The organism is Enterobacter soli ATCC BAA-2102 (assembly GCF_001654845.1).
Classification (GTDB): Bacteria; Pseudomonadota; Gammaproteobacteria; order Enterobacterales; family Enterobacteriaceae; genus Enterobacter; species Enterobacter soli.
In genome coordinates this window covers 91,622-114,511 of record NZ_LXES01000007.1, presented here as the reverse complement: position 1 = coordinate 114,511, position 22,890 = coordinate 91,622, and the positions used below count along the sequence as shown (strand labels likewise).

Sequence of the window (22,890 nt, the reverse complement as noted above, 5' to 3'; positions counted from 1 at the left end):
ATGAGCAACACTGAAAGCATTATCGTTGGCCAGACAAAAACGTCCACCTGGCGTAAGTCTGATACCACCTGGACGCTCGGCCTGTTTGGTACCGCAATCGGCGCAGGCGTGCTGTTCTTCCCAATCCGCGCAGGCTTTGGCGGCCTGATCCCTATCCTGCTCATGCTGCTTCTCGCCTTCCCGATTGCGTTTTATTGCCATCGTGCGTTGGCGCGTTTATGCCTGTCTGGCAGCAATGTGTCCGGCAACATCACCGAGACGGTGGAAGAACACTTCGGCAAAACCGGCGGGGTGGTGATCACCTTCCTCTACTTCTTTGCCATTTGCCCGCTGCTGTGGATTTACGGCGTCACCATTACCAACACATTCATGACCTTCTGGGAAAATCAGCTCCAGCTGCCTGCGCTGAACCGTGGCTTTGTGGCGCTGTTCCTGTTGCTGCTGATGGCCTTTGTTATCTGGTTTGGTAAAGACCTGATGGTGAAGGTAATGAGCTTCCTGGTGTTCCCTTTTATCGCAAGCCTGGTGCTGATTTCCCTGTCGCTGATCCCTTACTGGAACTCTGCTGTTATCGACCAGGTCAACCTGAGCGACATCGCTTTCACCGGGCATGACGGCATTCTGGTTACCGTCTGGCTGGGGATTTCCATCATGGTGTTCTCCTTCAACTTCTCACCGATTGTCTCTTCGTTCGTGGTATCGAAACGCGAAGAGTACGAACCGGAGTTCGGTAAAGAGTTCACTGAGCAAAAATGTTCCAAAATCATCGGCCGCGCCAGCATGTTGATGGTGGCAGTGGTGATGTTCTTTGCCTTTAGCTGCCTGTTCACGCTCTCTCCGCAGAACATGGCGGAAGCCAAAGCGCAGAACATTCCGGTGCTTTCCTACCTGGCAAACCACTTTGCTTCACTGTCCGGAACCAAATCTACCTTTGCAACGGTTCTGGAATACGGTGCGTCAATCATTGCGCTGGTCGCTATCTTCAAATCCTTCTTCGGCCACTACCTCGGCACGCTGGAAGGGCTGAACGGCCTTGTCCTGAAGTTTGGTTACAAGGGCGATAAGAAGAAAGTCTCGGTGGGCAAACTGAATACCATCAGCATGGTCTTCATCATGGGCTCTACCTGGATTGTGGCCTACGCCAACCCGAACATTCTCGACCTTATCGAAGCTATGGGCGCGCCAATCATCGCCTCTCTGCTGTGTCTGCTGCCGATGTATGCCATCCGCAAGACTCCGGCGCTGGCGAAATACAAAGGCAGAACGGAGAACATCTTCGTCACCGTTGTCGGCCTGCTGACCATTCTGAATATCGTTTACAAACTGTTCTAAATCAAAGCTCAGGATGAGCGGAGCCACACCATGATTGAATTTCCGGTTGTACTGGTTATTAACTGCGGATCGTCCTCTGTTAAGTTTTCAGTACTGGACGCCAACAGCTGCGATGCCCTGGTGACGGGCATTGCAGACGGTATCAATACTGAAAAAGCCTTTATTTCCGTGAATGGGGGTGAGCCAGCCAGACTGGCTCACCATGACTACGAAGGGGCGCTGGCTGCCATCGCCCTCGAGCTGGAAAAACGCGACCTGATGAGCAGCGTGGCCTTAATTGGTCACCGCATTGCTCACGGTGGCGAACTCTTCAGCGAGTCGACCCTTATCACCGAACAGGTTATTGAGCAGATCCGCCAGGTTTCCCCACTCGCGCCTCTGCATAACTACGCCAACTTAAGCGGCGTGGAAGCCGCACAGCAGTTATTCCCGGGTGTGCAGCAGGTGGCTGTGTTTGATACCAGTTTCCACCAGACCCTGCCGCCGCAGGCGTATCTGTACGGTTTGCCTTATCACTATTTCGAAGAGCTGGGCGTGCGTCGCTACGGTTTCCATGGCACCTCCCACCGCTATGTTTCCGGGCAGGCGCATCAGTTGCTGGCGTTATCAGAAAATGACAGCGGCCTGGTCATCGCTCATCTCGGTAACGGTGCCTCCATCTGCGCAGTGCGCAACGGTGAAAGTGTGGATACCTCCATGGGAATGACGCCGCTGGAAGGGCTGGTGATGGGCACGCGCTGCGGTGATGTCGATTTTGGCGCGATGGCGTGGATTGGCCAGCAAACGGGGCAATCCTTCGAGGATCTGGAGCGCGTTGTGAATAAGGAATCTGGCCTGCTGGGGATCTCCGGGTTGTCGTCCGATTTGCGCACCCTGGAAAAGGCCTGGCATAACGGGCATCAGCGCGCACAGTTGGCGATAAACACCTTTGTTCATCGCATCGCGCGGCATATCGCCGGCCACGCAGCGTCACTGCATCGTCTGGATGGCGTGGTCTTTACCGGAGGCATTGGCGAGAACTCAACCCTCATTCGCGCCCTGGTGGCTGAGCACCTGAAAGTCTTTGGCATCATTCTGGATGAAGCCAAAAACGCGCTGCCGGGCAGTGCGGGTGAGCGCGTGATTTCTACAGATTTATCCCGCGTGGCCTGCGCGGTGATCCCAACTAATGAAGAAAAAATGATCGCGCTGGACGCCCTCCGTCTTGGAAAGGTGACTCCGGCTGCGGCTTACGCCTGATAAAGCGAGAATGTCATGAAAGTAACAATCGATACGAGCGTTGCACCCTACAGTGATGCATGGGCCGGGTTTCGCGGTGAAGAATGGAAAGACGCCGTTAACGTGCGCGATTTTATTCAGCATAACTACACCCCTTATGAAGGCGATGAAGCTTTCCTCGCGCAGGCGACGCCTGCAACGACGGCGCTGTGGCAGAAGGTGATGGTCGGTATTCGCCAGGAGAATACCACCCACGCCCCGGTGGATTTTGATACCAATATTGCCACCACTATTACCGCCCATGGGCCGGGCTACATCGACGAAGATCTGGAAACGATCGTCGGCCTGCAAACCGATAAACCGCTCAAGCGCGCACTGCATCCGTATGGCGGGATCAACATGATCCGCAGTTCCTTCGAGGCCTACGGTCGCGAGATGGATCCGCAGTTTGAATACCTGTTTACCGACCTGCGTAAAACCCATAACCAGGGCGTGTTTGATGTCTACTCACCGGAGATGATGCGTTGTCGCAAATCGGGCGTGCTGACGGGCCTGCCGGACGGCTACGGGCGTGGGCGTATCATTGGTGACTATCGCCGCGTAGCACTGTACGGCATTAGCTATCTGGTGCGCGAGCGTGAACTCCAGTTCGCGGATCTTCAGCCAAAACTGGAGCGTGGTGAAGATCTGGAAGCCACGATCCGCCTGCGCGAAGAGCTGGCTGAACATAAGCGCGCATTGCTGCAAATTCAGCAGATGGCGTCGAACTATGGCTTTGATATTTCTCGTCCGGCGATGAACGCGCAGGAAGCGGTGCAGTGGGTCTATTTTGCCTACCTGGCGGCAGTGAAATCGCAGAACGGCGGGGCGATGTCGCTCGGGCGTACTGCCAGCTTCCTCGATATCTATATTGAACGTGATATGCACGCCGGGCGGATAAATGAGGTGCAGGCGCAGGAGTTGATTGACCACTTCATTATGAAAATCCGCATGGTACGCTTCCTGCGCACACCGGAATTCGACACCCTCTTCTCGGGCGATCCTATCTGGGCCACAGAAGTGATCGGCGGCATGGGGCTGGATGGCCGAACGCTGGTAACCAAAAACAGCTTCCGCTATCTGCACACGCTGCACACCATGGGGCCTGCACCAGAGCCAAACCTGACCATTCTCTGGTCTGAACAACTCCCGATTGCTTTCAAAAAATATGCCGCGCAGGTGTCGATTGTGACCTCATCACTTCAGTATGAGAACGACGATCTGATGCGTGCCGACTTCAACAGCGATGACTACGCCATTGCCTGCTGCGTTAGCCCGATGGTGATCGGCAAGCAGATGCAGTTCTTTGGGGCGCGCGCCAACCTTGCCAAAACGCTGCTGTACGCAATCAACGGTGGGGTGGATGAGAAGCTGAAAATCCAGGTCGGACCGAAAACTGAACCGCTGCTGGATGATGTGCTGGAATACGACACCGTGATGGCGAGCCTGGATCACTTTATGGACTGGCTGGCAGTGCAGTACATCAGCGCGCTGAATCTTATCCACTACATGCATGATAAGTACAGTTATGAAGCTTCGCTGATGGCGCTGCACGATCGGGATGTACATCGCACGATGGCATGTGGGATCGCGGGGCTGTCGGTCGCGGCAGATTCCTTGTCGGCCATCAAATACGCCACGGTGAAACCGGTGCGTGACCACACCGGCCTGGCAGTCGACTTCGTAATAGAAGGCGATTACCCGCAGTACGGCAACAATGATGACCGCGTGGACAGCATTGCCTGCGACCTGGTTGAACGTTTTATGAAGAAAATTCAGGCGTTGCCAACCTACCGCAACGCGGTGCCGACCCAGTCAATTCTGACCATTACCTCTAACGTGGTTTACGGCCAGAAGACCGGTAACACACCGGACGGACGCCGTGGCGGCACGCCGTTCGCCCCGGGCGCAAACCCGATGCACGGCCGCGATCGGAAAGGGGCAGTGGCATCATTGACCTCAGTGGCGAAACTGCCGTTCACCTACGCGAAAGATGGCATCTCTTATACCTTCTCGATTGTGCCGCAGGCACTGGGTAAAGATGAGATGGTGCGCAAAACCAACCTGGTAGGGTTGCTGGACGGATACTTCCACCATGAAGCCGCCATCGAAGGCGGGCAGCACCTGAACGTGAACGTCATGAACCGGGAAATGCTGATGGATGCTATCGAACATCCAGAGAATTATCCGAACCTGACGATTCGCGTTTCAGGCTATGCAGTGCGTTTTAATGCCCTGACGCGTGAGCAGCAGCAAGATGTCATTTCAAGGACGTTTACGCAGGCGATCTGACATAATCCAGCCTCCATGCCCCCTTTCTTCAGGGGGCATTTTTTTGCCCGCTGAACATACAAAATTGTTTATATAATTATTCACACATATTCATCCGCTCTTGAAAAACAATGCACCTGTTTTCCACGTAAACAGTTTTTAAGGAAAGTAAGATGATGAAAATGACCCGTATTGCTTTGGTTGCTGCATCACTGACCGTGTGCAGTTTTGCGGCCCAGGCCGCCAATGTTGAAGCCGCACCATCCCCATCGCAGGATCCGCTGGTACAGCATCTGAAACTCAGTAACGAGCAGGTGAAGAAGATCGAAGATCTCCACCAGAAGCTGGAGCAAAACGTCGCAAAAATCCCAATGACCGGCGTGAAAGACGGTGCGCTGATCGACATGTTCCAGGCAGGAAAATGGGATGAAAGCACGGTGAAAAACCAGCTTGCTGCCTTCAGCAAAGTTGAAGAGCAGACTCGCTACTACCGGGTGAAATACTACTTCGACGTAAGCCAGGTACTGACGGCGGAACAGCGTAAGCAGATTCGAACCGATATGGCGAATGCGCTGGCTGAATGATTTCGGACCCGCGCGTGGCGCGGGTTTTTATTTCTTGATCGTCATCACTTTTAGAAAAAATACGTCCTTTCATCTCACAAAGAAGTAAATTTTCCTCCCGTAACAGAAAATCCCTATAAAACTTGTGACTTTTTTCTCCCTCTCTCCAGGTATGATCTTTTCACTCTAATAACAAGCACCTGCAACAATCTGGCTCATTATCGCTGGTGGGCAGAACCTTATAAAAACAACTGTTTACCCTACAAAATAAGCGAGTGCCTTATGGATACGGCAACAAATAGCAGTGTGATTGTGAACGATTCTCCCGCGGCAAGACGGGCAGGAATGAGTGAAAGTGAATGGCGCGAGGCCATTAAATTCGACAGCTCCGACACGGGCTGGGTCATTATGAGTATCGGGATGGCTATCGGCGCGGGGATTGTTTTTCTCCCGGTACAGGTGGGATTGATGGGGCTGTGGGTATTTTTGCTCTCGTCAATTATTGGCTATCCAGCCATGTATTTATTCCAGCGCCTGTTTATTAATACGCTGGCGGAATCGCCGGAGTGCAAAGATTACCCGAGCGTCATCAGCGGTTATCTGGGGAAAAACTGGGGGGTTTTATTAGGGGCACTTTATTTTGTGATGCTGGTGATCTGGATGTTTGTCTATTCCACCGCCATCACTAACGACAGCGCCTCGTATCTGCACACCTTCGGCATCACCGACGGTTTGCTTTCCGAAAACCCGTTCTACGGTTTATTTTTGATTTGTATTTTGGTGGCGATTTCATCACGTGGTGAAAAGCTGCTGTTTAAAGTTTCCAGCCTGATGGTGCTCACCAAGCTGTTTGTGGTTGCAGCGCTGGGCTTGTCGATGATTGGGCTCTGGCATTTAGCTAATGTGGGCATGTTGCCACCGATGGGGCTATTAATTAAAAACGCCATTATTACGCTGCCATTCACCTTAACCTCGATTCTGTTTATCCAGACCTTAAGCCCGATGGTTATCTCTTATCGTTCACGGGAAAAATCGGTAGAAGTGGCGCGACACAAAGCGCTGCGGGCGATGAACATTGCCTTTGGCGTGCTGTTTGTGACGGTCTTCTTCTATGCCGTCTCCTTCACGTTGGCGATGGGCCACGATGAAGCGGTAAAAGCCTATGAGCAAAATATTTCGGCTCTGGCGATCGCCGCACAGTTTATTAGCGGTGACGGTGCGGGCTGGGTCAAAATCGTCAGCGTGATCCTGAATATTTTCGCCGTCATGACCGCCTTCTTCGGTGTCTACCTCGGTTTTCGCGAAGCCACGCAGGGCATTGTGATGAATATTCTGCGCCGCAGAATGCCGGCAGAGAATATCAATGAACGTACCGTTCAACGTGGGATCATGCTGTTCGCCATCCTGCTTGCCTGGAGCGCCATTGTCTTAAACGCACCGGTCCTGAGCTTCACTTCTATTTGTAGCCCTATCTTTGGAATGGTTGGCTGCCTGATCCCGGCGTGGCTGGTCTACAAAGTCCCCGCGCTGCATAAATATAAAGGCGTATCGCTGGTGATTATTATCATCACCGGGCTGCTGCTTTGTGTTTCTCCTTTCCTCGCGTTCTCCTGAGGAGCAATAAAGGTCGTAACGATGTCTGAGCAAATCAATCCTTTATGGAACCATTTTATTCGTGCCGTGCAGGAAGAAGTTAAACCTGCGCTGGGGTGTACAGAGCCTGTCTCACTGGCGCTGGCTTGTGCCATTGCCGCGGAACAACTTCCCGGTGAGGTCACGCAGATAGATGCGTGGGTGTCGCCAAACCTGATGAAAAACGGGCTTGGCGTTACGGTACCGGGAACAGGCATGGTCGGGCTACCCATTGCCGCAGCACTGGGTGCCATTGGCGGTAACGCGCAGGCCGGGCTGGAGGTGTTGAAAGATGCCTCAGGCGACGCGTTGGCAAAGGCAAAAGCACTGCTGCAAGCCGGACGGGTACAGGTGAAGCTGCAAGAACCTTGCGATGAGATCCTTTATTCCCGTGCCAGTGTTCATGCTGGCACCACATCGGCTATGGTCACCATTGTCGGTGGGCATACCCGCGTCGTGGAGATCGTTTGTCAGGGTGAAACGCGCTTTGTCCTTAACGAGCAGCCCGGTGAGATGGGCTGCGATCCACTGGGGGTGTTTTCACACACCACGCTGTCGCAGATCGTCGAATTTGTGGAGCAGGTACCGTTCGATGCGATCCGCTTTATCCTGGAAGCGGCACGTCTGAACGATGCGCTCTCTCGCGAAGGGTTAAGCGGAAAGTGGGGGCTGCACATCGGCGCCACGCTGCATAAACAGCGCGCGCGTGGATGGATGGCGCAGGATATAGGTTCAGACATTGTTATCCGCACCAGTGCAGCCTCTGATGCCAGAATGGGGGGCGCAACGCTGCCGGCCATGAGCAACTCCGGTTCGGGCAATCAGGGGATCACCGCAACGATGCCGGTTGTAGTGGTGGCTGAGTATGTTCAGGCTGATGATGAACGTCTTGCCCGGGCATTGATGTTGTCGCATCTGGCGGCCATCTATATCCATTACCAGCTTCCACGCTTGTCGGCGCTGTGCGCTGCAACAACGGCGGCCATGGGCGCGGCGGCAGGAATGGCGTGGCTAATGGACGGGCGTTACCAGACGATCGCAATGGCTATCGGCAGCATGATCGGCGATGTCAGCGGGATTATCTGTGACGGAGCGTCTAACAGTTGCGCGATGAAGGTATCAACCAGCGTCGGGAGCGCCTGGAAGGCGGTCATGATGGCGCTGGATGATTCCGCTGTAACGGGCAATGAAGGAATTGTCGCGCACGATGTTGAGCAGTCTATCGCTAATCTGTGCTCACTGGCGTGCCGCTCGATGCAGGCAACAGACCGGCAGATCATTGAGATAATGGCGAGTAAGGTGTCGTGAATTGCCTCTCACCCCTCACCCTAGCCCTCTCCCCAAAGGGGAGAGGGAACCAATCGAGCCCCTCGCCCCTTTGGGGAGAGGGGGTGGGGTGAGGGGGATTTTTACACCGGCAAATCAATCAACAGCGCACGCAGCGGCGTATCGGCAACCAGCGTAATATTCGCTTCATCACGAATAAACGCTCCGTCACCGCAGGTGAGCGCTTCTTTTTCTTCCGTGTGCGTCAACGCATGTACCGTGCCATGAATCGACTGCAAATAGGCGCGCGGGCCGTGAAGCTGGAAACTTGCCTGCTCACCTTTTTTCAGTTCGATATGGTGCAGCCACACTTGCTGGCGCAGTTGCAGGCTGCCGTTGCTGCCATCAGGCGATGCAAGCAACTGCTGCTTTTCGCCCTTCAAATCTATCTTCTGTACCAGCGGATTTTCCCGCTCTGGGCAGGCATCCAGCCACAGCTGCATTCGGGTCAGCGTCTTGTCTTTGCTGAGGTTATGCTCGCTGTAACTAATGCCCGGCTGCGTTGAAATCAGCAACGCTTCGCCAGCCTTCGCCTGGACATGATTGCCCTCGCTGTCGCGGTATTCTGCCTCGCCTTCCAGGATCAGGTTCAGGATATCGACTTTCGGATACGTGCGCGGCTGGAAGCACGCACCTGGGGCGAGCACTTCCTGATTCAATACGCGCAGTGATGCGTAACCGAGGAGTTTTGGGTCAAAGTAGTGTCCAAAGGAAAAGGTGTAGCGGGCCTGTAGCCAACCGAAATCAGCTTGTCCGCACTGTTTAGCTGTTCTTGTCGTAATCATAAACTTGACCTCTCTTTACACTAAAACAATGGTAAAGGTATGGACGCTTGATTGTTAGCCAGATATTCTGCCTGGTATGTTCAAATTTCCTGAATGAGAACGAGATGGCAAAAGAGAGAGCATTGACGCTTGAGGCGCTTCGCGTCATGGACGCGATTGACAGGCGTGGCAGCTTTGCCGCTGCGGCAGATGAACTGGGGCGCGTTCCGTCTGCGCTGAGCTACACCATGCAGAAGCTTGAAGAAGAGCTGGACGTGGTGTTATTCGATCGTTCCGGTCATAGAACAAAATTCACCAACGTTGGGCGGATGCTGCTGGAGCGTGGGCGCGTGCTGCTGGAAGCGGCCGATAAACTAACCACCGACGCCGAAGCGCTGGCGCGTGGCTGGGAAACGCATCTGACGCTGGTCACGGAAGCGTTAGTGCCAACTGAGGCGCTGTTCCCGCTGGTGGACCGCCTGGCGGATAAAGCCAACACCCAGCTGTCGATCATTACCGAAGTGCTGGCAGGGGCGTGGGAGCGTCTGGAAACGGGCAGGGCGGATATCGTGATTGCACCGGATATGCACTTCCGTTCATCGTCTGAAATCAACTCCCGTAAGCTCTACAGCGTGATGAACGTATATGTGGCTGCACCCGACCACCCAATTCATCAGGAGCCCGAGCCACTGTCTGAAGTGACGCGCGTGAAATATCGCGGTGTGGCGGTAGCGGATACCGCACGTGAACGCCCGGTATTAACGGTACAGCTGCTGGATAAACAGCCGCGTCTGACGGTGACATCGCTGGAAGATAAGCGCCAGGCACTGCTGGCTGGCCTCGGGATGGCGACCATGCCTTATCCCTTCGTCGAAAAAGATATCGCCGAAGGACGGCTGCGCGTGGTGAGTCCGGAATACACCAGTGAGGTCGATATTATTATGGCGTGGCGTCGTGACAGTATGGGGGAAGCGAAGTCGTGGTGTTTGCGAGAAATACCGAAGCTGTTTGCCCACTACAATAAATAGGTTCGTACGCCCGGTAAGCGTAAGCTACCGGGCAACGAATCAGGCGTTGAGTTTAGGGTCGGCACCAAAGCGGTTTTCACCCGGCGTACCGCTCTGACAGTTAAAGATCAGAATCACCAGCCAGCCGATTATCGGGATCAACAGCAGCAGTAGCCACCATGCCGAACGGTCGGTGTCGTGCAACCGACGAAACAGCACGGCCCAGGACGGCAGCAAAACCAGCAGACCATAAATTGTCGTGAGAACGCCTTCACCACCAGCCCGTTCCCAGCCGAGAATTTTATCGACAATGCCCAGCACCATGATAAGGATGAAGTTCACCAGAACGAACATCCAGTATTCTTTGCGGCGAGCGCGTCCACCAAATCCGATGTAGTTGCGCAGTACTTTTAAATACCAGTCCATTTTTTCCTTGCCTCAATATTCAGTTAATCACTTGTTTTCCAGGCGATCGAGGTAAGGATAGATTGATATTATGAATTAAAAAAGGGCATCTATTGATGCCCTTAATATTTATCCAAATCGAACGTCGCGCCCGTGCGGCTCATCCAGATCCTGCCACGGGCCAATCGAGATAATACCCGTCGGGTTAATGGTCTTGTGGCTGCGGTAGTAGTGGGTGCGGATATGGCCAAAATCGACCGTTTCAGCGATGCCCGGCATCTGGTAGATATCACGCAGGAACCCGTACAGATTCAGATAGTCGCTGATACGATGTTTATCGCACTTAAAGTGAGTGACGTAGACCGGATCAAAACGCACCAGCGTGGTCCATAGACGGATGTCCGCTTCCGTCAGGCGATCGCCCGTCAGGTAGCGATGCTGACCGAGGATCTGCTCCAGACGCTCCAGCGATGTGAAGACGTTCGCGACCGCTTCGTCATAGGCTTCCTGGCTGGTGGCAAAACCGGCTTTGTAGACACCGTTGTTCACGTTGTCGTAGATCCAGCTGTTCAGTTCATCAATTTTATCTCGCAGCTCAACCGGATAGTAATCACCGGCGCGGGCGCCGTGCGCATCAAACGCGGTGTTGAACATACGGATGATTTCGGCCGACTCATTGCTGACAATCGTCTGGTTTTTCTTGTCCCAGAGCACCGGTACGGTGACGCGGCCGGTATAGTGCGGATCTGCACGCAGATACAGTTGGTACAGGAAATCGTGATGGTAAAGGTCGTCACCTGTCGCGGCAGGGAAATCGCTGTCGAATGTCCAGCCGTTTTCCAGCATCAGCGGATTGACAACTGAGACAGGCAGTAATGATTCCAGGCCTTTGAGTTTACGCACAATCAGCGTGCGGTGTGCCCACGGGCAGGCGAGTGAAACGTAGAGATGATAACGGTCTTTCTCGGCTGCAAAGCCCCCTTCGCCACTGGGGCCAGGTGCGCCATCTGCCGTCAGCCAGTTACGGAAGGCCGAAACAGAGCGTTTGAAACGTCCTCCGGTGGATTTAGTGTCATACCAGACATCCTGCCAGACGCCGTCTACGAGTTGTCCCATTTTTTCCTCCTCCGTCAGATAGCAAAAACGAGGAGATATCTCCTCGCTTTTTTAAGTCAGTATAGCGTGCTTACCACTTCTTATTCAGAACACGGTCGATGCTGAATGCGCCTGGACCGGTCACAGCCAACAGCAGGAAGCCGCCAGCGATAGTCAGGTTTTTCATGAACATCAGGGAGTTCACGCCTTCCGCAAAGTTGCTGTGGAAGATAAATGCTGTCAGCAATGTGAAGCCCGCAGTAAACAGTGCAGTGGTACGGGTCAGGAAGCCGAACAGTACTGCCAGGCCGCCGCCGAACTCAAGCAGAATGGTCAGTGGCAGCAGGAACCCCGGCACGCCCATAGCTTCCATATACTGTTGTGTACCCGCATAACCGGTGATTTTGCCCCAACCTGCGGTGATGAACAGAATTGGCATCAGGATACGCGCTACCAGTACACCAACATCTTCTAATTTTTTCATTTTACTCTCCAGGAAACCACATGAGCGGCTGATCTTTATTTGTGTGCAAATTCGGGTAGATACCGCGTCTTTGCTGTCGATGGAGAGAATCATAAACGTGACGAATGACAATTGTTAGCAAGGAAAACTGTCAATCTTTATCAAAGATATTGAGCAAGGAGGGACAAGAAAGAGAAATGGGAAATGTAGGCCGGGTAAGGCGTAACCGCCACCCGGCACCACACAGACTAGCGCAGTTGCTGCTGACGAAGGGTTGCTTTCACCAGACGCCATGCGCTCCAGATACCAAAGCCGCGACGCGTCCAGCGAATCAGCTTACTGGGATGGCGGACACCCCAGATTGCCATCACGCTGCTGCCAACCAGCACCCATGAACGCAGGTTCAGGAAGGTATTCCAGCTACGATCCAGCGGGCGCGTTGCATCCACCCAGTCACGACGACTGGCTGCCAGATCCAGCCGTTGTTGCTGGATCTGGCTTAACAGGAACGCTTTTCGCTGCCTGAGCTCGGTTTTGCTGCTCATGGTTTGTCGTCCTCCAGCAGCGTGCGGTCGGCTGCAAGCTCCTGGCGGGTATGGCGCAGCAACGTGGATTTGCGCGCTTTTCGCAGCGTCCAGATACCGCCTATCACAGCACCCAGCAGCAACACCACGGTGGTCGCAATCATGGCGTTAAGACGATACTGCGGATCGACAACCCAGATAACCAGCACCAGCAGGCTCATCAGGCCAAATGCGGCAAAGAGAAGGGTAAGACCAAGCATCAGCAGGATCTGGAAGATATTGGCTTTCTCTTCTTCCAGTTCAACCACGGCCAGGCGAATGCGCGTTTCAGCGATACCAACGAGGGTGGTTAAAATCCGCTGTCCGATGCCAATGATGTTCTTTGCCGGACCTTCAGTATGACGATTGTCTTCCATAATCAACGACGCGTGAGCAGGACACCCAGAACCACACCAACAGCGGCACCAATGCCTACACCAGTCCATGGATTATCGCGAACGTATTCGTCAGCGCGTGCAGCCGCTTCGCGGGTCTGCTTCGCCAGAGCATCACCGGTTTCACCCAGGCGGGTACGGCTCTCTTTCAATGCTTGCTCGGCTTTGCTGCGCAGCTTGCTGACCTCTTCCTTTGATTTATCGGTAGAGGAGTTCAGCACTTCTTCCAGGGTATCCGCCAGGGATTTCAACTCAGCGCGCAGGTTTTCTGACGTAGTATCTTTTGACATGATTTTCTCCTGTGAGACTTCCGTTAACTCAATAATCGCGGGATTCCAGCGCTTTCAGTTCTTCTTGCGCTTCTTTCAGTTTCTTCTCGCGTTTGGCAATTTTATCCGCATCTCCTTTCTCTTTCGCTTCCTGAAGATCGTGACGGCGCTCTGCTACTTCTTCCTTTTGCTCCGTGATTTTCTTCTGGTGGCTTGCGCGAAGCTCCTTGTCGGAACAGTTAGCTTTCACTTCGCTAAGCGCTTTTTTCAAGCCATTGATCCGGTTCTGATTGTTATGCTTTTCGGCATAACTGATTTCACGCTGAATGTCTTTCTCCTTCTCCTGACACAGAGAGGTGGCGAAAGAGGCTGTGCTTAATGAAAAAAGGGCCAGAGCCAGGGCGATGCGGTATTTCATTATTGGAACCTTCCATTGTTTGCAGCACGTCCGGGGAGTGTGCTGATGTCCAAAGTCATGCGGAGAACATAGATATGATGCTCCGCGTACTTAAGCATAGTAAGTAAACGGGGTAATCACCAAAGTAAGTGAAAAGATTCAGAATCCTGGAAGTTATCCAAACCGGTGCGATGTGTCGCGCAGAAGTGACAACCAGGCCGCTGGCTGGCTGTTATCTTCCTGCTGAGCAATGATGTATCCGTGCGGCAACGTTCTGTCGAGCACGACTTTGGCTGCTGCACTTTGCGCACTGGAGTCAAATTTAATCAGTAAAACATCATCTTGTGGCGTGATGCTCTTGAAGCGGATCCCGTTTGCATCCAGGTGGTGCCAGATGGAAAAACCGTCTGGTACGCTGGCTCCCTGATTCACCGGCCGGATTGCCAGTGTGGATTCCTGGTGCTGGAGCGCCGTCCATATCAGCAGCATCGCGCTGAAGAACACCAGCACAATCAATGCGTAAGACAAGCGGCGCAGGGATAACGGTGAAATGACCATTGTTAGCCCTTGGCCCCGTATTTTTTCTTCCACAGGACAACCAGTGAACCGACCAGACCAAAGACCAGCAGCACAACTGGCAACAGCATCAGGCAGGACATTAACTGGTCTTCATACTTCATGAACACTGGCGTTTTGCCAAGTGCATAGCCTAACGTTGTCAGGATCAGTACCCACAGCAGGCCACTCATCCAGTTAAAGAACTGGAAGCGTGCGCTACTTAGGCCGGAAAGCCCTGCAATGGTTGGCAGCAAAGTGCGTACAAACGCGATGAAACGGCCAATCAGCAACGCCGAAAGCCCATGTTTGTGGAACAGGTGGTGCGCCCGCTGGTGGTAATGCGCCGGCAGATGCGAAAGCCAGTTTTGCACGATGCGTGTATTACCCAGCCATCGTCCCTGGATATAGCTCACCCAGCAGCCGAGGCTTGCAGCAATGGTTAATAGCAGGATGGTCTGGGGGAATGCCATTGCGCCTTTGGCACAAAGCACGCCGACCAACACTAACAGACTGTCGCCAGGCAGGAAGGCGGCAGGAAGCAATCCATTCTCAAGAAACAGGATCATAAACAAAACGAAATAGAGCATCCCAATCATGGACGGATTGGCCAGCGTTTCGAAGTCCTGGGCCCATAAGGCATGTAGTAGTTGGGTCAAAAGTTCCATTCAGTGTTCCTGGAAATCGGTTAACGTCACGCCTGTTATCCGGGAAAAACAGTACGGCGACATTTTTATGATTTCATTATGGTCGCTCGCGGACACATTGTGGTGGCCAGAACTGTTCCCTGTTAAATGGCTAGTTGGCAAGCACTAACTTACAAGAAAGCAAATTGAATCCAATTGTAACAAAGCCCAACGTTCTGCGTCACAGATTTTGCATGGGGCGGAATGATTTTGGCTTAAGCCATGAAGGTGAGCGAGGGGATTTACAAAGGCTGACACTATATATGTTTTGCTTACCCTGTTGCGCCGGAAGGCGCAGCGAAGCGCCTGCCAGCAGAAAGGGGAACTATTTTGCGAGATTGGCTGCCGTATCCAGGTGAACGACAGGATTATCCGCAAAAAGATAGCGATCGGCGTTAAATTCGAAGTCATCACTGGTTTCGTTAAACAGCATCTGCTTGGTATTTTCCAGGTGCTGCCACATGGCCAGTTTTGCCGCGTGTGGGTCTTTACGAATCAGCGCTTTAAGAATTTGGTCGTGGTCGTCACACCAGTTATCCACGGTGCGCAAATCGATGTGATCGTGCAGTTTCTTCCAGTACGGGTTATGAACGCGCTGAGTCCACATTTTTTCAACAATTGCCGCCAGAGCGGTGTTTTGCGTTGCCAGCGCAACCTGAACATGGAATTGCAAATCCCATTCGGAATCGCGGAAGCATTTTTCCTTGCGCGCATTCTCCTGGATTTCCATCAGCTTCATGATGTCCTGCTTGGTCACCTGCGTCGCAGCAAATTCGGCAATGTTACTTTCGATCAGCTGACGCGCCTGAAGCAGCTCAAACGGCCCATAGCTGGCGAACTCCAGACTTTCGTCCGGCACCGGGGAGTGTTTTGGCTGGTTGGAAATCACATGAATGCCGGAGCCTTTGCGTACTTCAACATAGCCTTCGACTTCCAGCATGATGATGGCTTCACGCACCACCGTGCGGCTCACGCTTTTTTCATCAGCAATAAAACGCTCAGCGGGGAGTTTATCACCGACAAGATAGACACCTTGCTCGATGCGATCTTTCAGCTCGGCAGCAAGTTGCTGATATAAACGACGTGATTCGGTGATTTCCATATGCGCTCCAGGCAGGGTACGACGGATTATTTGTTATACCACTTTTGCGAGCCAGTCTCCAGATTTCGCCATGAAAAAAGCCGCCCTATGGCGGCTTTCTTGTTGTATTTGCCAGGTTGCCCCGGCCTGCGGTTTTATTGGGTTTTATAGGCCGGGTAAGGCGAAGCCGCCACCCGGCACAACAGCATCACCGCTAACTTTGTGTTGCGGGTCCCCCGACGGACTCTTTTTGTAGCTCTTCAGCCGATTTGCTTTTCAGCACCGTCCAGATAACCACCGCACCCAGCAGGTCGAAGATAGCCAGCACAGCGAACAGTGGGCTGAAACCGATGGTGTCAGCCAGGGCACCAACCACCAGAGCAAACATGGTACTTGCAGTCCAGGCGGCCATACCGGTCAGGCCGTTTGCGGTAGCAACCTCGTTACGACCAAAGACGTCAGATGAGAGCGTAATCAGTGCGCCAGACAGGGACTGGTGAGCAAAACCACCAATACACAGCAGGGCGATAGCAATGTAAGGGCTGGTGAACAGGCCGATCATACCTGGGCCAATCATCAGCAGCGCACCCATGGTAACCACCATTTTACGAGAGACAATCAGGTTTACACCAAACCAGCGCTGGAACAGTGGTGGCAGGTAACCCCCCACGATACAACCCAGGTCAGCGAACAGCATTGGCATCCAGGCGAACATCGCGATCTCTTTCAGGTTAAAGCCATACACTTTAAACATGAACAGTGGGATCCAGGCGTTAAACGTACCCCAGGCTGGTTCTGCCAGGAAGCGTGGCAGTGCGATACCCCAGAACTGACGGGTGCCCAGAATCTGCCAGACAGACATTTTTTTGCCGTTGTTAGTCTGGTGCTGAGATTCCTGACCGCCAATGATGTAATCACGTTCTTCAGTAGACAGTTTTTTCTGGTCACGTGGGTGTTTATAGAAAATCAGCCACGCCATTGCCCATGCAAAGCTCAGTACACCAGAGATGATGAACGCCATCTGCCAGCTGTGCATCACGATAGCCCAGACCACCAGTGGCGGAGCAATCATCGCACCAATAGAAGAACCGACGTTAAAGTAACCGACAGCAATAGAACGTTCTTTCGCCGGGAACCACTCGGAGCTGGCTTTCAGGCCTGCCGGGATCATGGCGGCTTCTGCTGCACCTACCGCACCGCGCGCTAGTGCCAGACCGCCCCAACTGCCTGCCAGTGCTGTTGCACCGCAGAAAATGGCCCATGCGACAGCGAAGAACGCATAACCGATTTTAGTACCCAGAATATCAAGAACATAACCTGCTACAGGCTGCATTACGGTGTAAGCCGCGGAGTAAGCAGCAATGATGTAAGAGTATTGCTGTGTGGAGATATGCAATTCTTCCATCAACGTAGGAGCCGCTGCTGCCACGGTGTTACGTGTCAGGTAGCCCAGCACGGTGCCCAACGTCACCAGTGCAATCATGTACCAACGTAACCCTTTAATTTTACGCATGTAAAACCTCATCGTTATGTTATTTCCGTGCCGGAGCACGGCAACCTCTCAACCGTTGCCGGGAGCTGTTGTTAACGGGAGGGGCGTAACCGGGATAATTTCCCGGAACGGCCCGAACCTTGCCATAAGTAATCGTGCATAAGTCGGTATCCGTACCGTTAAATCCGATGTTTTTCACACCAGTAATGCATTCCGTCGGCTAATTGTTTGCGACGGCGAAAAGATAACTTGTCATACAACTTTAAAAGGTGAGTGACATCACAAAAGTGTGATTCTTTGTAGGGACATTATCTTCTGCACGCAAAGCCAGATATGGCGCGGGCTGCGAGAGGGTTTACTCCGTTGAGGGTATTTTATTTGTTGACGTTTATTGATCTAACTCACGAAAAAAACTTCGGCTGCTGGAAATTGGTGTGATAACTTTGCAGCATCTGAACATAAGCTTTTTGACGCACTCGTTAAGAGGAAGACGATAAATGACTCCGTTTATGACTGAAGATTTTCTGCTAGATACTGAATTTGCTCGCCGGCTGTACCACGACTACGCAAAAGACCAGCCAATTTTCGACTATCACTGCCATTTACCGCCGCAGCAGGTTGCCGAAAATTATCGTTTCAAAAACCTGTATGACATCTGGCTGAAGGGTGACCACTACAAATGGCGCGCAATGCGCACCAACGGTGTGGCCGAGCGCCTGTGTACCGGCGACGCAACTGACCGCGAGAAGTTTGACGCCTGGGCAGCGACCGTGCCGCACACTATCGGCAACCCGTTATACCACTGGACGCACCTCGAACTGCGTCGTCCGTTTGGTATCACCGGCAAACTGCTTTCTCCAACCACGGCGGATGAGATCTGGAACCAGTGCAACGAACTGCTGGCGCAGGATAAGTTTTCCGCACGCGGCATCATGAAACAGATGAACGTGAAGATGGTCGGTACAACCGACGATCCAATCGATTCACTGGAGCATCACGCGGTTGTCGCGAAAGACACCTCTTTTGATATCAAAGTGCTGCCAAGCTGGCGCCCGGATAAGGCGTTCAACATCGAGCTGGCAACATTCAACGACTACATGGCGAAGCTGGCGGAAGTGTCTGATACCGACATTCGTCGTTTCACCGACCTGCAAACCGCCCTGACCAAACGTCTGGATCACTTTGCTGCGCACGGTTGTAAGGTGTCTGACCACGCGCTTGATGTGGTGCTGTTCGCGGAGTCAAACGAAGCCGAGCTGGATAGCATCCTGGCGCGTCGTCTGTCCGGTGAGACATTAAGCGAGCACGAAGTGGCTCAGTTTAAAACCGCGGTACTGGTGTTCCTCGGCGCAGAATATGCTCGTCGCGGTTGGGTTCAGCAGTATCACATTGGTGCGCTGCGTAATAACAACCAGCGTCAGTTCAAACTGCTGGGCGCGGATGTGGGCTTTGACTCCATCAACGACCGTCCGCTGGCGGAAGAGCTGTCAAAACTGCTGAGCAAACAGAACGAACAGAATCTGCTGCCAAAAACCATTCTGTACTGCCTGAACCCGCGCGATAACGAAGTACTGGGCACCATGATCGGTAACTTCCAGGGCGAAGGGATGCCAGGCAAGATGCAGTTCGGTTCCGGCTGGTGGTTCAACGACCAAAAAGACGGCATGGAGCGTCAGATGACGCAGCTGGCACAATTGGGCCTGTTAAGCCGCTTTGTCGGGATGCTGACCGACAGCCGCAGCTTCCTGTCTTATACCCGTCACGAATATTTCCGCCGCATTCTGTGCCAGATGATTGGCCGTTGGGTGGCTGCGGGTGAAGCACCGGCGGATATTCAGCTGCTGGGCGAAATGGTGAAAAACATCTGCTTTAACAATGCGCGTGACTACTTCGCCATTGAACTGAACTAAGGCCGTTTGAGGTTGATATGCAATACATCAAAATCCATTCGCTGGATAACGTTGTCGTAGCGCTGGCGGATCTGACCGAAGGTACGGACGTGACTGTTGAAAATGAGACAGTCACGTTGCGTCAGGCGATTTCGCGTGGGCACAAATTTGCCATACGTCCTATCGCCAAAGGTGAAAACGTCGTGAAGTACGGTTTGCCTATTGGTCATGCGCTGGCGGATATTGCGCCGGGTGAACATATTCATTCCCACAATACCCGCACCAATCTTAGCGATCTGGACGAGTATAGCTATCAACCTGAATCCCCGGCGGACATCGGGCAGGCGGCAGATCGCGACGTACAGATTTACCGCCGTGCCAACGGTGATGTGGGGATCCGCAATGAACTGTGGATCCTCCCGACGGTGGGCTGTGTTAATGGGATCGCGCGTCAAATTCAGACGCGTTTCCTGAAAGAGACCAACAATGCCGAAGGCACCGACGGTGTGCACCTGTTTAGCCACACTTACGGTTGTTCACAGTTAGGTGATGACCATATTAATACCCGTACCATGCTGCAAAACATGGTGCGCCACCCGAATGCGGGCGCGGTTCTGGTGATTGGCCTGGGGTGTGAAAACAACCAGGTAGATGCCTTCCGCGAAACGCTGGGCGAGTTTGATCCTGATCGTGTGCACTTTATGGTGTGCCAGCACCAGGACGATGAAGTGGAAGCAGGGCTTGAGCAGCTGCATCAGCTGTATGACGTGATGCGCCACGACAAACGTGAACCAGGTAAACTGAGTGAGCTGAAATTCGGGCTTGAGTGCGGCGGGTCTGATGGCCTGTCCGGCATCACCGCGAACCCAATGTTGGGCCGCTTCTCGGATTACATGATCGTTAACGGCGGCACCACCGTGCTGACCGAAGTACCAGAAATGTTTGGTGCTGAACGTATTCTGATGAGCCATTGCCGCGACGAAGAGACGTTTGAGAAAACCGTCACCATGGTGAACGACTTCAAACAGTACTTCATTGCGCACAACCAGCCGATTTACGAGAACCCATCGCCGGGCAACAAAGCGGGCGGGATCACGACGCTGGAAGAGAAATCGCTCGGCTGTACCCAGAAAGCAGGGGCAAGCCAGGTGGTTGACGTGCTGCGCTATGGCGAACGTTTGAAAACCCACGGTCTGAATCTGCTTAGCGCACCGGGTAACGATGCGGTAGCAACCAGCGCGCTGGCCGGAGCAGGCTGCCATATGGTGCTGTTCAGTACGGGCCGCGGTACACCGTACGGTGGCTTTGTGCCAACGGTGAAAATTGCCACCAACAGCGAGCTGGCGGCGAAGAAAAAACACTGGATCGACTTCGATGCCGGCCAGCTGATCCACGGCAAGGCAATGCCGCAACTGCTGAACGAATTCGTCGATACCATCGTGGACTTCGCTAACGGCAAGCAGACCTGTAACGAGAAAAACGACTTCCGCGAGCTGGCGATATTCAAAAGCGGCGTTACGCTGTAAGTCATCATGCTTTAAATCCGAAACGGCGTTTCATATAATGAAGCGCCGTTTCTTTTTGCCTGAACACAGGACTCCTTCATGAGCGCGTATTGGCTGGCCCAGGGCGTTGGTGTTATCGCCTTTCTGATTGGTATCACCACTTTTATCAATCGCGACGAGCGGAAATTCAAAATCCAGCTTTCGGTTTACAGCGCCGTTATCGGCGTGCACTTCTTTCTGATGGGTGCATTTCCGGCAGGCTCAAGCGCCATGCTCAACACCGTGCGTACGCTCATTACTCTGCGCACCCGCAGCCTGTGGGTGATGGCGGTATTTATTGTGCTGACCGGGGGAATTGGGCTGGCGAAGTTTCATCATCCGATAGAGCTGCTACCGGTGATTGGCACCATTGTCAGTACCTGGGCGCTGTTTCGCAGTAAAGGCCTGACGATGCGCTGTGTGATCTGGTGTTCAACCTGCTGCTGGGTGATCCACAACTTCTGGCTGGGGTCGATTGGCGGGACATTAATCGAAGGCAGTTTCCTCATCATGAACGGGCTGAACATCATTCGTTTCTGGCGAATGCAGAAGCGCGGTATCGATCCGTTTAAAGTGGAAAACCAGGTACAGGAAGAGAGCCCCTCCGTCCGCTGACGGAAGGGCTAACAGATTAGCTACGCAGGGCGTTTTTCGCTAAGCGCGCGTCTTCCGCCTGACATACGGCCGCGGTAAACATCACATCGGTGGAAGAGTTGATCGCGGTTTCGCAGGAGTCCTGCAACACGCCAATGATGAAACCAACGGCGACAACCTGCATGGCAATCTCGTTCGGAATGCCAAACATATTACAGGCCAGCGGGATCAGCAGCAGCGAACCACCCGCCACGCCAGAAGCCCCACAAGCGCAAAGTGCAGCCACCACGCTCAACAGCAGTGCCGTCGGTAAATCTACCGGAATACCCAGCGTATGGACTGCCGCCAGCGTCAGAACCGTAATGGTGATTGCCGCGCCCGCCATATTAACGGTCGCACCCAGGGGGATCGACACAGAGTAAGTATCACGGTCCAGATTCAGTTTTTCACACAGCGACATGTTTACCGGAATATTCGCGGCTGAGCTGCGGGTAAAGAAGGCGGTTACGCCGCTCTCACGCAGGCACATCAACACCAGCGGATAAGGGTTACGGCGCGTCTGTAAGAACACCAGCAGCGGGTTAATCACCAGCGCCACCACGGCCATACAGCCAATCAATACCAGCAGCAGTTGGGCATAACCCCACAGTGCGCCAAAACCGGTGGTTGCAAGCGTTGAGGATACCAGACCAAAAATACCAATTGGTGCAAAGCGGATCACCAGCGTCACGATGAAGGTCACGGCATTGGATACATCGTTAATCAGGTTTTTGGTGGTGTCATTGCTGTGGCGCAGGGCAAATCCAAGACCGACAGCCCACACCAGAATGCCGATGTAGTTAGCGTTAATCAGGGCATGGATAGGGTTAGCCACGACGCTCATCAACAGACCGTGCATCACCTCAACGATACCCGCAGGCGGCGTAATGTCGGTTGCGCCGGTAGTTAACTGAAGCGTTGAAGGGAAGATGAAACTGACGACAACCGCAGTCAGTGCCGCCGAGAAAGTCCCTAACAGGTACATCCACAGGATTGGGCGGATATTGGTTTTTTGTCCCTGCTGATGGTTGGCGATGGAAGCCATCACCAGGGTCAGGACCAGAATCGGGGCAACGGCTTTCAACGCGCCGACGAACAGGGTACCGAGCAGGCCGGTGGCCTCTGCGGCGGGTTTAGATATCAGTGCCAGCGCAACACCCAACACCAGGCCAACCAGTATTTGCTTAACAAGGCTGCCGCGCGACAGGCGCGCAAACAGTCCAGATGATGATGTGGTCATGGAGATTCCTTAAGTGAAATTGCGTTCCATC

At 53.4% G+C, this 22,890-nt stretch carries 23 protein-coding genes; 10 read left to right on the top strand and 13 right to left on the bottom strand.

Features of this window, described 5'->3' with window-relative positions:
• From tdcC to M987_RS02435, 6 genes are all read left to right on the top strand, one after another.
• Window positions 1–1,332 carry a threonine/serine transporter TdcC gene (gene tdcC, locus M987_RS02460; RefSeq protein ID WP_014071860.1) on the top strand — a complete coding sequence of 444 codons (1,332 nt, stop codon included), beginning with the start codon at window positions 1–3 and terminating at the stop codon, window positions 1,330–1,332.
• A gap of 30 nt (window positions 1,333–1,362) precedes the next feature.
• Window positions 1,363–2,571, top strand: coding sequence for a propionate kinase (gene tdcD / locus M987_RS02455; RefSeq protein WP_014071859.1), 1,209 nt, complete (start codon window positions 1,363–1,365; stop codon window positions 2,569–2,571).
• 15 nt (window positions 2,572–2,586) lie between these two features.
• Entirely contained in the window at window positions 2,587–4,881 is a 2,295-nt protein-coding gene (gene pflB, locus M987_RS02450; protein WP_014071858.1) for a formate C-acetyltransferase, read from the top strand.
• Between the two features lie 152 nt (window positions 4,882–5,033).
• On the top strand, window positions 5,034–5,444 hold the full coding sequence (locus tag M987_RS02445) for a Spy/CpxP family protein refolding chaperone (RefSeq protein ID WP_041162133.1): 411 nt from the start codon (window positions 5,034–5,036) through the stop codon (window positions 5,442–5,444).
• A 261-nt stretch (window positions 5,445–5,705) separates the two neighbouring features.
• Window positions 5,706–7,037 carry an SLC5/6 family protein gene (locus M987_RS02440; RefSeq protein WP_014071856.1) on the top strand — a complete coding sequence of 444 codons (1,332 nt, stop codon included), beginning with the start codon at window positions 5,706–5,708 and terminating at the stop codon, window positions 7,035–7,037.
• Between the two features lie 21 nt (window positions 7,038–7,058).
• Window positions 7,059–8,363 (top strand): L-cysteine desulfidase family protein, encoded by a 1,305-nt coding sequence (locus M987_RS02435; RefSeq protein ID WP_014071855.1) that lies wholly within the window; start codon window positions 7,059–7,061, stop codon window positions 8,361–8,363.
• 101 nt (window positions 8,364–8,464) lie between these two features.
• Here M987_RS02435 and M987_RS02430 read toward each other — a convergent pair whose 3' ends face one another.
• On the bottom strand, window positions 8,465–9,166 hold the full coding sequence (locus M987_RS02430; RefSeq protein ID WP_014071854.1) for a pirin family protein: 702 nt from the start codon (window positions 9,164–9,166) through the stop codon (window positions 8,465–8,467).
• A gap of 104 nt (window positions 9,167–9,270) precedes the next feature.
• On the opposite strand from M987_RS02430, the gene M987_RS02425 reads away from it, so the two are divergent.
• On the top strand, window positions 9,271–10,173 hold the full coding sequence (locus tag M987_RS02425; protein WP_014071853.1) for a LysR family transcriptional regulator: 903 nt from the start codon (window positions 9,271–9,273) through the stop codon (window positions 10,171–10,173).
• A 39-nt stretch (window positions 10,174–10,212) separates the two neighbouring features.
• Here the strand turns inward: M987_RS02425 and M987_RS02420 are convergent, their stop codons facing one another.
• From M987_RS02420 to M987_RS02370, 11 genes are all read right to left on the bottom strand, one after another.
• Complete coding sequence (locus tag M987_RS02420; protein ID WP_014071852.1) at window positions 10,213–10,578, bottom strand: DUF805 domain-containing protein; 366 nt, start codon at window positions 10,576–10,578, stop codon at window positions 10,213–10,215.
• A 108-nt stretch (window positions 10,579–10,686) separates the two neighbouring features.
• Window positions 10,687–11,673 (bottom strand): glutathione S-transferase family protein, encoded by a 987-nt coding sequence (locus M987_RS02415; protein ID WP_014071851.1) that lies wholly within the window; start codon window positions 11,671–11,673, stop codon window positions 10,687–10,689.
• A 70-nt stretch (window positions 11,674–11,743) separates the two neighbouring features.
• A complete protein-coding gene (locus M987_RS02410) occupies window positions 11,744–12,136 on the bottom strand; it encodes a DoxX family protein (RefSeq protein WP_014071850.1) in 393 nt (130 codons plus the stop codon).
• 227 nt (window positions 12,137–12,363) lie between these two features.
• Window positions 12,364–12,660 (bottom strand): YqjK-like family protein, encoded by a 297-nt coding sequence (locus M987_RS02405; RefSeq protein WP_014071849.1) that lies wholly within the window; start codon window positions 12,658–12,660, stop codon window positions 12,364–12,366.
• Window positions 12,657–13,055, bottom strand: a complete 399-nt coding sequence (locus M987_RS02400) for a phage holin family protein (protein ID WP_014071848.1) — start codon at window positions 13,053–13,055, stop codon at window positions 12,657–12,659. The genes M987_RS02405 and M987_RS02400 overlap by 4 nt, the downstream gene beginning before the upstream one ends.
• Window positions 13,056–13,057: 2 nt before the next feature.
• The gene (locus M987_RS02395; protein WP_014071847.1) at window positions 13,058–13,363 is read right to left on the bottom strand and encodes an ElaB/YgaM/YqjD family protein; all 306 of its coding nucleotides are present in this window, start codon (window positions 13,361–13,363) and stop codon (window positions 13,058–13,060) included.
• Between the two features lie 28 nt (window positions 13,364–13,391).
• The gene (locus M987_RS02390; RefSeq protein WP_014071846.1) at window positions 13,392–13,760 is read right to left on the bottom strand and encodes a DUF1090 domain-containing protein; all 369 of its coding nucleotides are present in this window, start codon (window positions 13,758–13,760) and stop codon (window positions 13,392–13,394) included.
• Window positions 13,761–13,913: 153 nt separating this feature from the next.
• Window positions 13,914–14,297, bottom strand: a complete 384-nt coding sequence (gene mzrA / locus M987_RS02385) for an EnvZ/OmpR regulon moderator MzrA (protein ID WP_014071845.1) — start codon at window positions 14,295–14,297, stop codon at window positions 13,914–13,916.
• Window positions 14,298–14,299: 2 nt separating this feature from the next.
• Window positions 14,300–14,962: a DedA family general envelope maintenance protein YqjA gene (gene yqjA / locus M987_RS02380; RefSeq protein ID WP_014071844.1), complete on the bottom strand. Its 663-nt coding sequence runs from the start codon at window positions 14,960–14,962 to the stop codon at window positions 14,300–14,302.
• A 343-nt stretch (window positions 14,963–15,305) separates the two neighbouring features.
• Window positions 15,306–16,082: a transcriptional regulator ExuR gene (exuR, locus tag M987_RS02375; protein WP_014071843.1), complete on the bottom strand. Its 777-nt coding sequence runs from the start codon at window positions 16,080–16,082 to the stop codon at window positions 15,306–15,308.
• A gap of 193 nt (window positions 16,083–16,275) precedes the next feature.
• Window positions 16,276–17,574 (bottom strand): MFS transporter, encoded by a 1,299-nt coding sequence (locus M987_RS02370; RefSeq protein ID WP_014071842.1) that lies wholly within the window; start codon window positions 17,572–17,574, stop codon window positions 16,276–16,278.
• A 476-nt stretch (window positions 17,575–18,050) separates the two neighbouring features.
• On the opposite strand from M987_RS02370, the gene uxaC reads away from it, so the two are divergent.
• The 3 genes from uxaC (at window position 18,051) to M987_RS02355 (ending at window position 21,601) form a co-directional block, all read left to right on the top strand.
• Window positions 18,051–19,463: a glucuronate isomerase gene (uxaC, locus tag M987_RS02365; protein WP_014071841.1), complete on the top strand. Its 1,413-nt coding sequence runs from the start codon at window positions 18,051–18,053 to the stop codon at window positions 19,461–19,463.
• 17 nt (window positions 19,464–19,480) lie between these two features.
• Window positions 19,481–20,968 carry a UxaA family hydrolase gene (locus M987_RS02360; protein ID WP_014071840.1) on the top strand — a complete coding sequence of 496 codons (1,488 nt, stop codon included), beginning with the start codon at window positions 19,481–19,483 and terminating at the stop codon, window positions 20,966–20,968.
• Window positions 20,969–21,046: 78 nt separating this feature from the next.
• Window positions 21,047–21,601 carry a YgjV family protein gene (locus tag M987_RS02355; protein ID WP_014071839.1) on the top strand — a complete coding sequence of 185 codons (555 nt, stop codon included), beginning with the start codon at window positions 21,047–21,049 and terminating at the stop codon, window positions 21,599–21,601.
• A 16-nt stretch (window positions 21,602–21,617) separates the two neighbouring features.
• Here M987_RS02355 and sstT read toward each other — a convergent pair whose 3' ends face one another.
• Window positions 21,618–22,859: a serine/threonine transporter SstT gene (gene sstT, locus M987_RS02350; RefSeq protein WP_014071838.1), complete on the bottom strand. Its 1,242-nt coding sequence runs from the start codon at window positions 22,857–22,859 to the stop codon at window positions 21,618–21,620.
• Window positions 22,860–22,890: the final 31 nt, after the last annotated feature.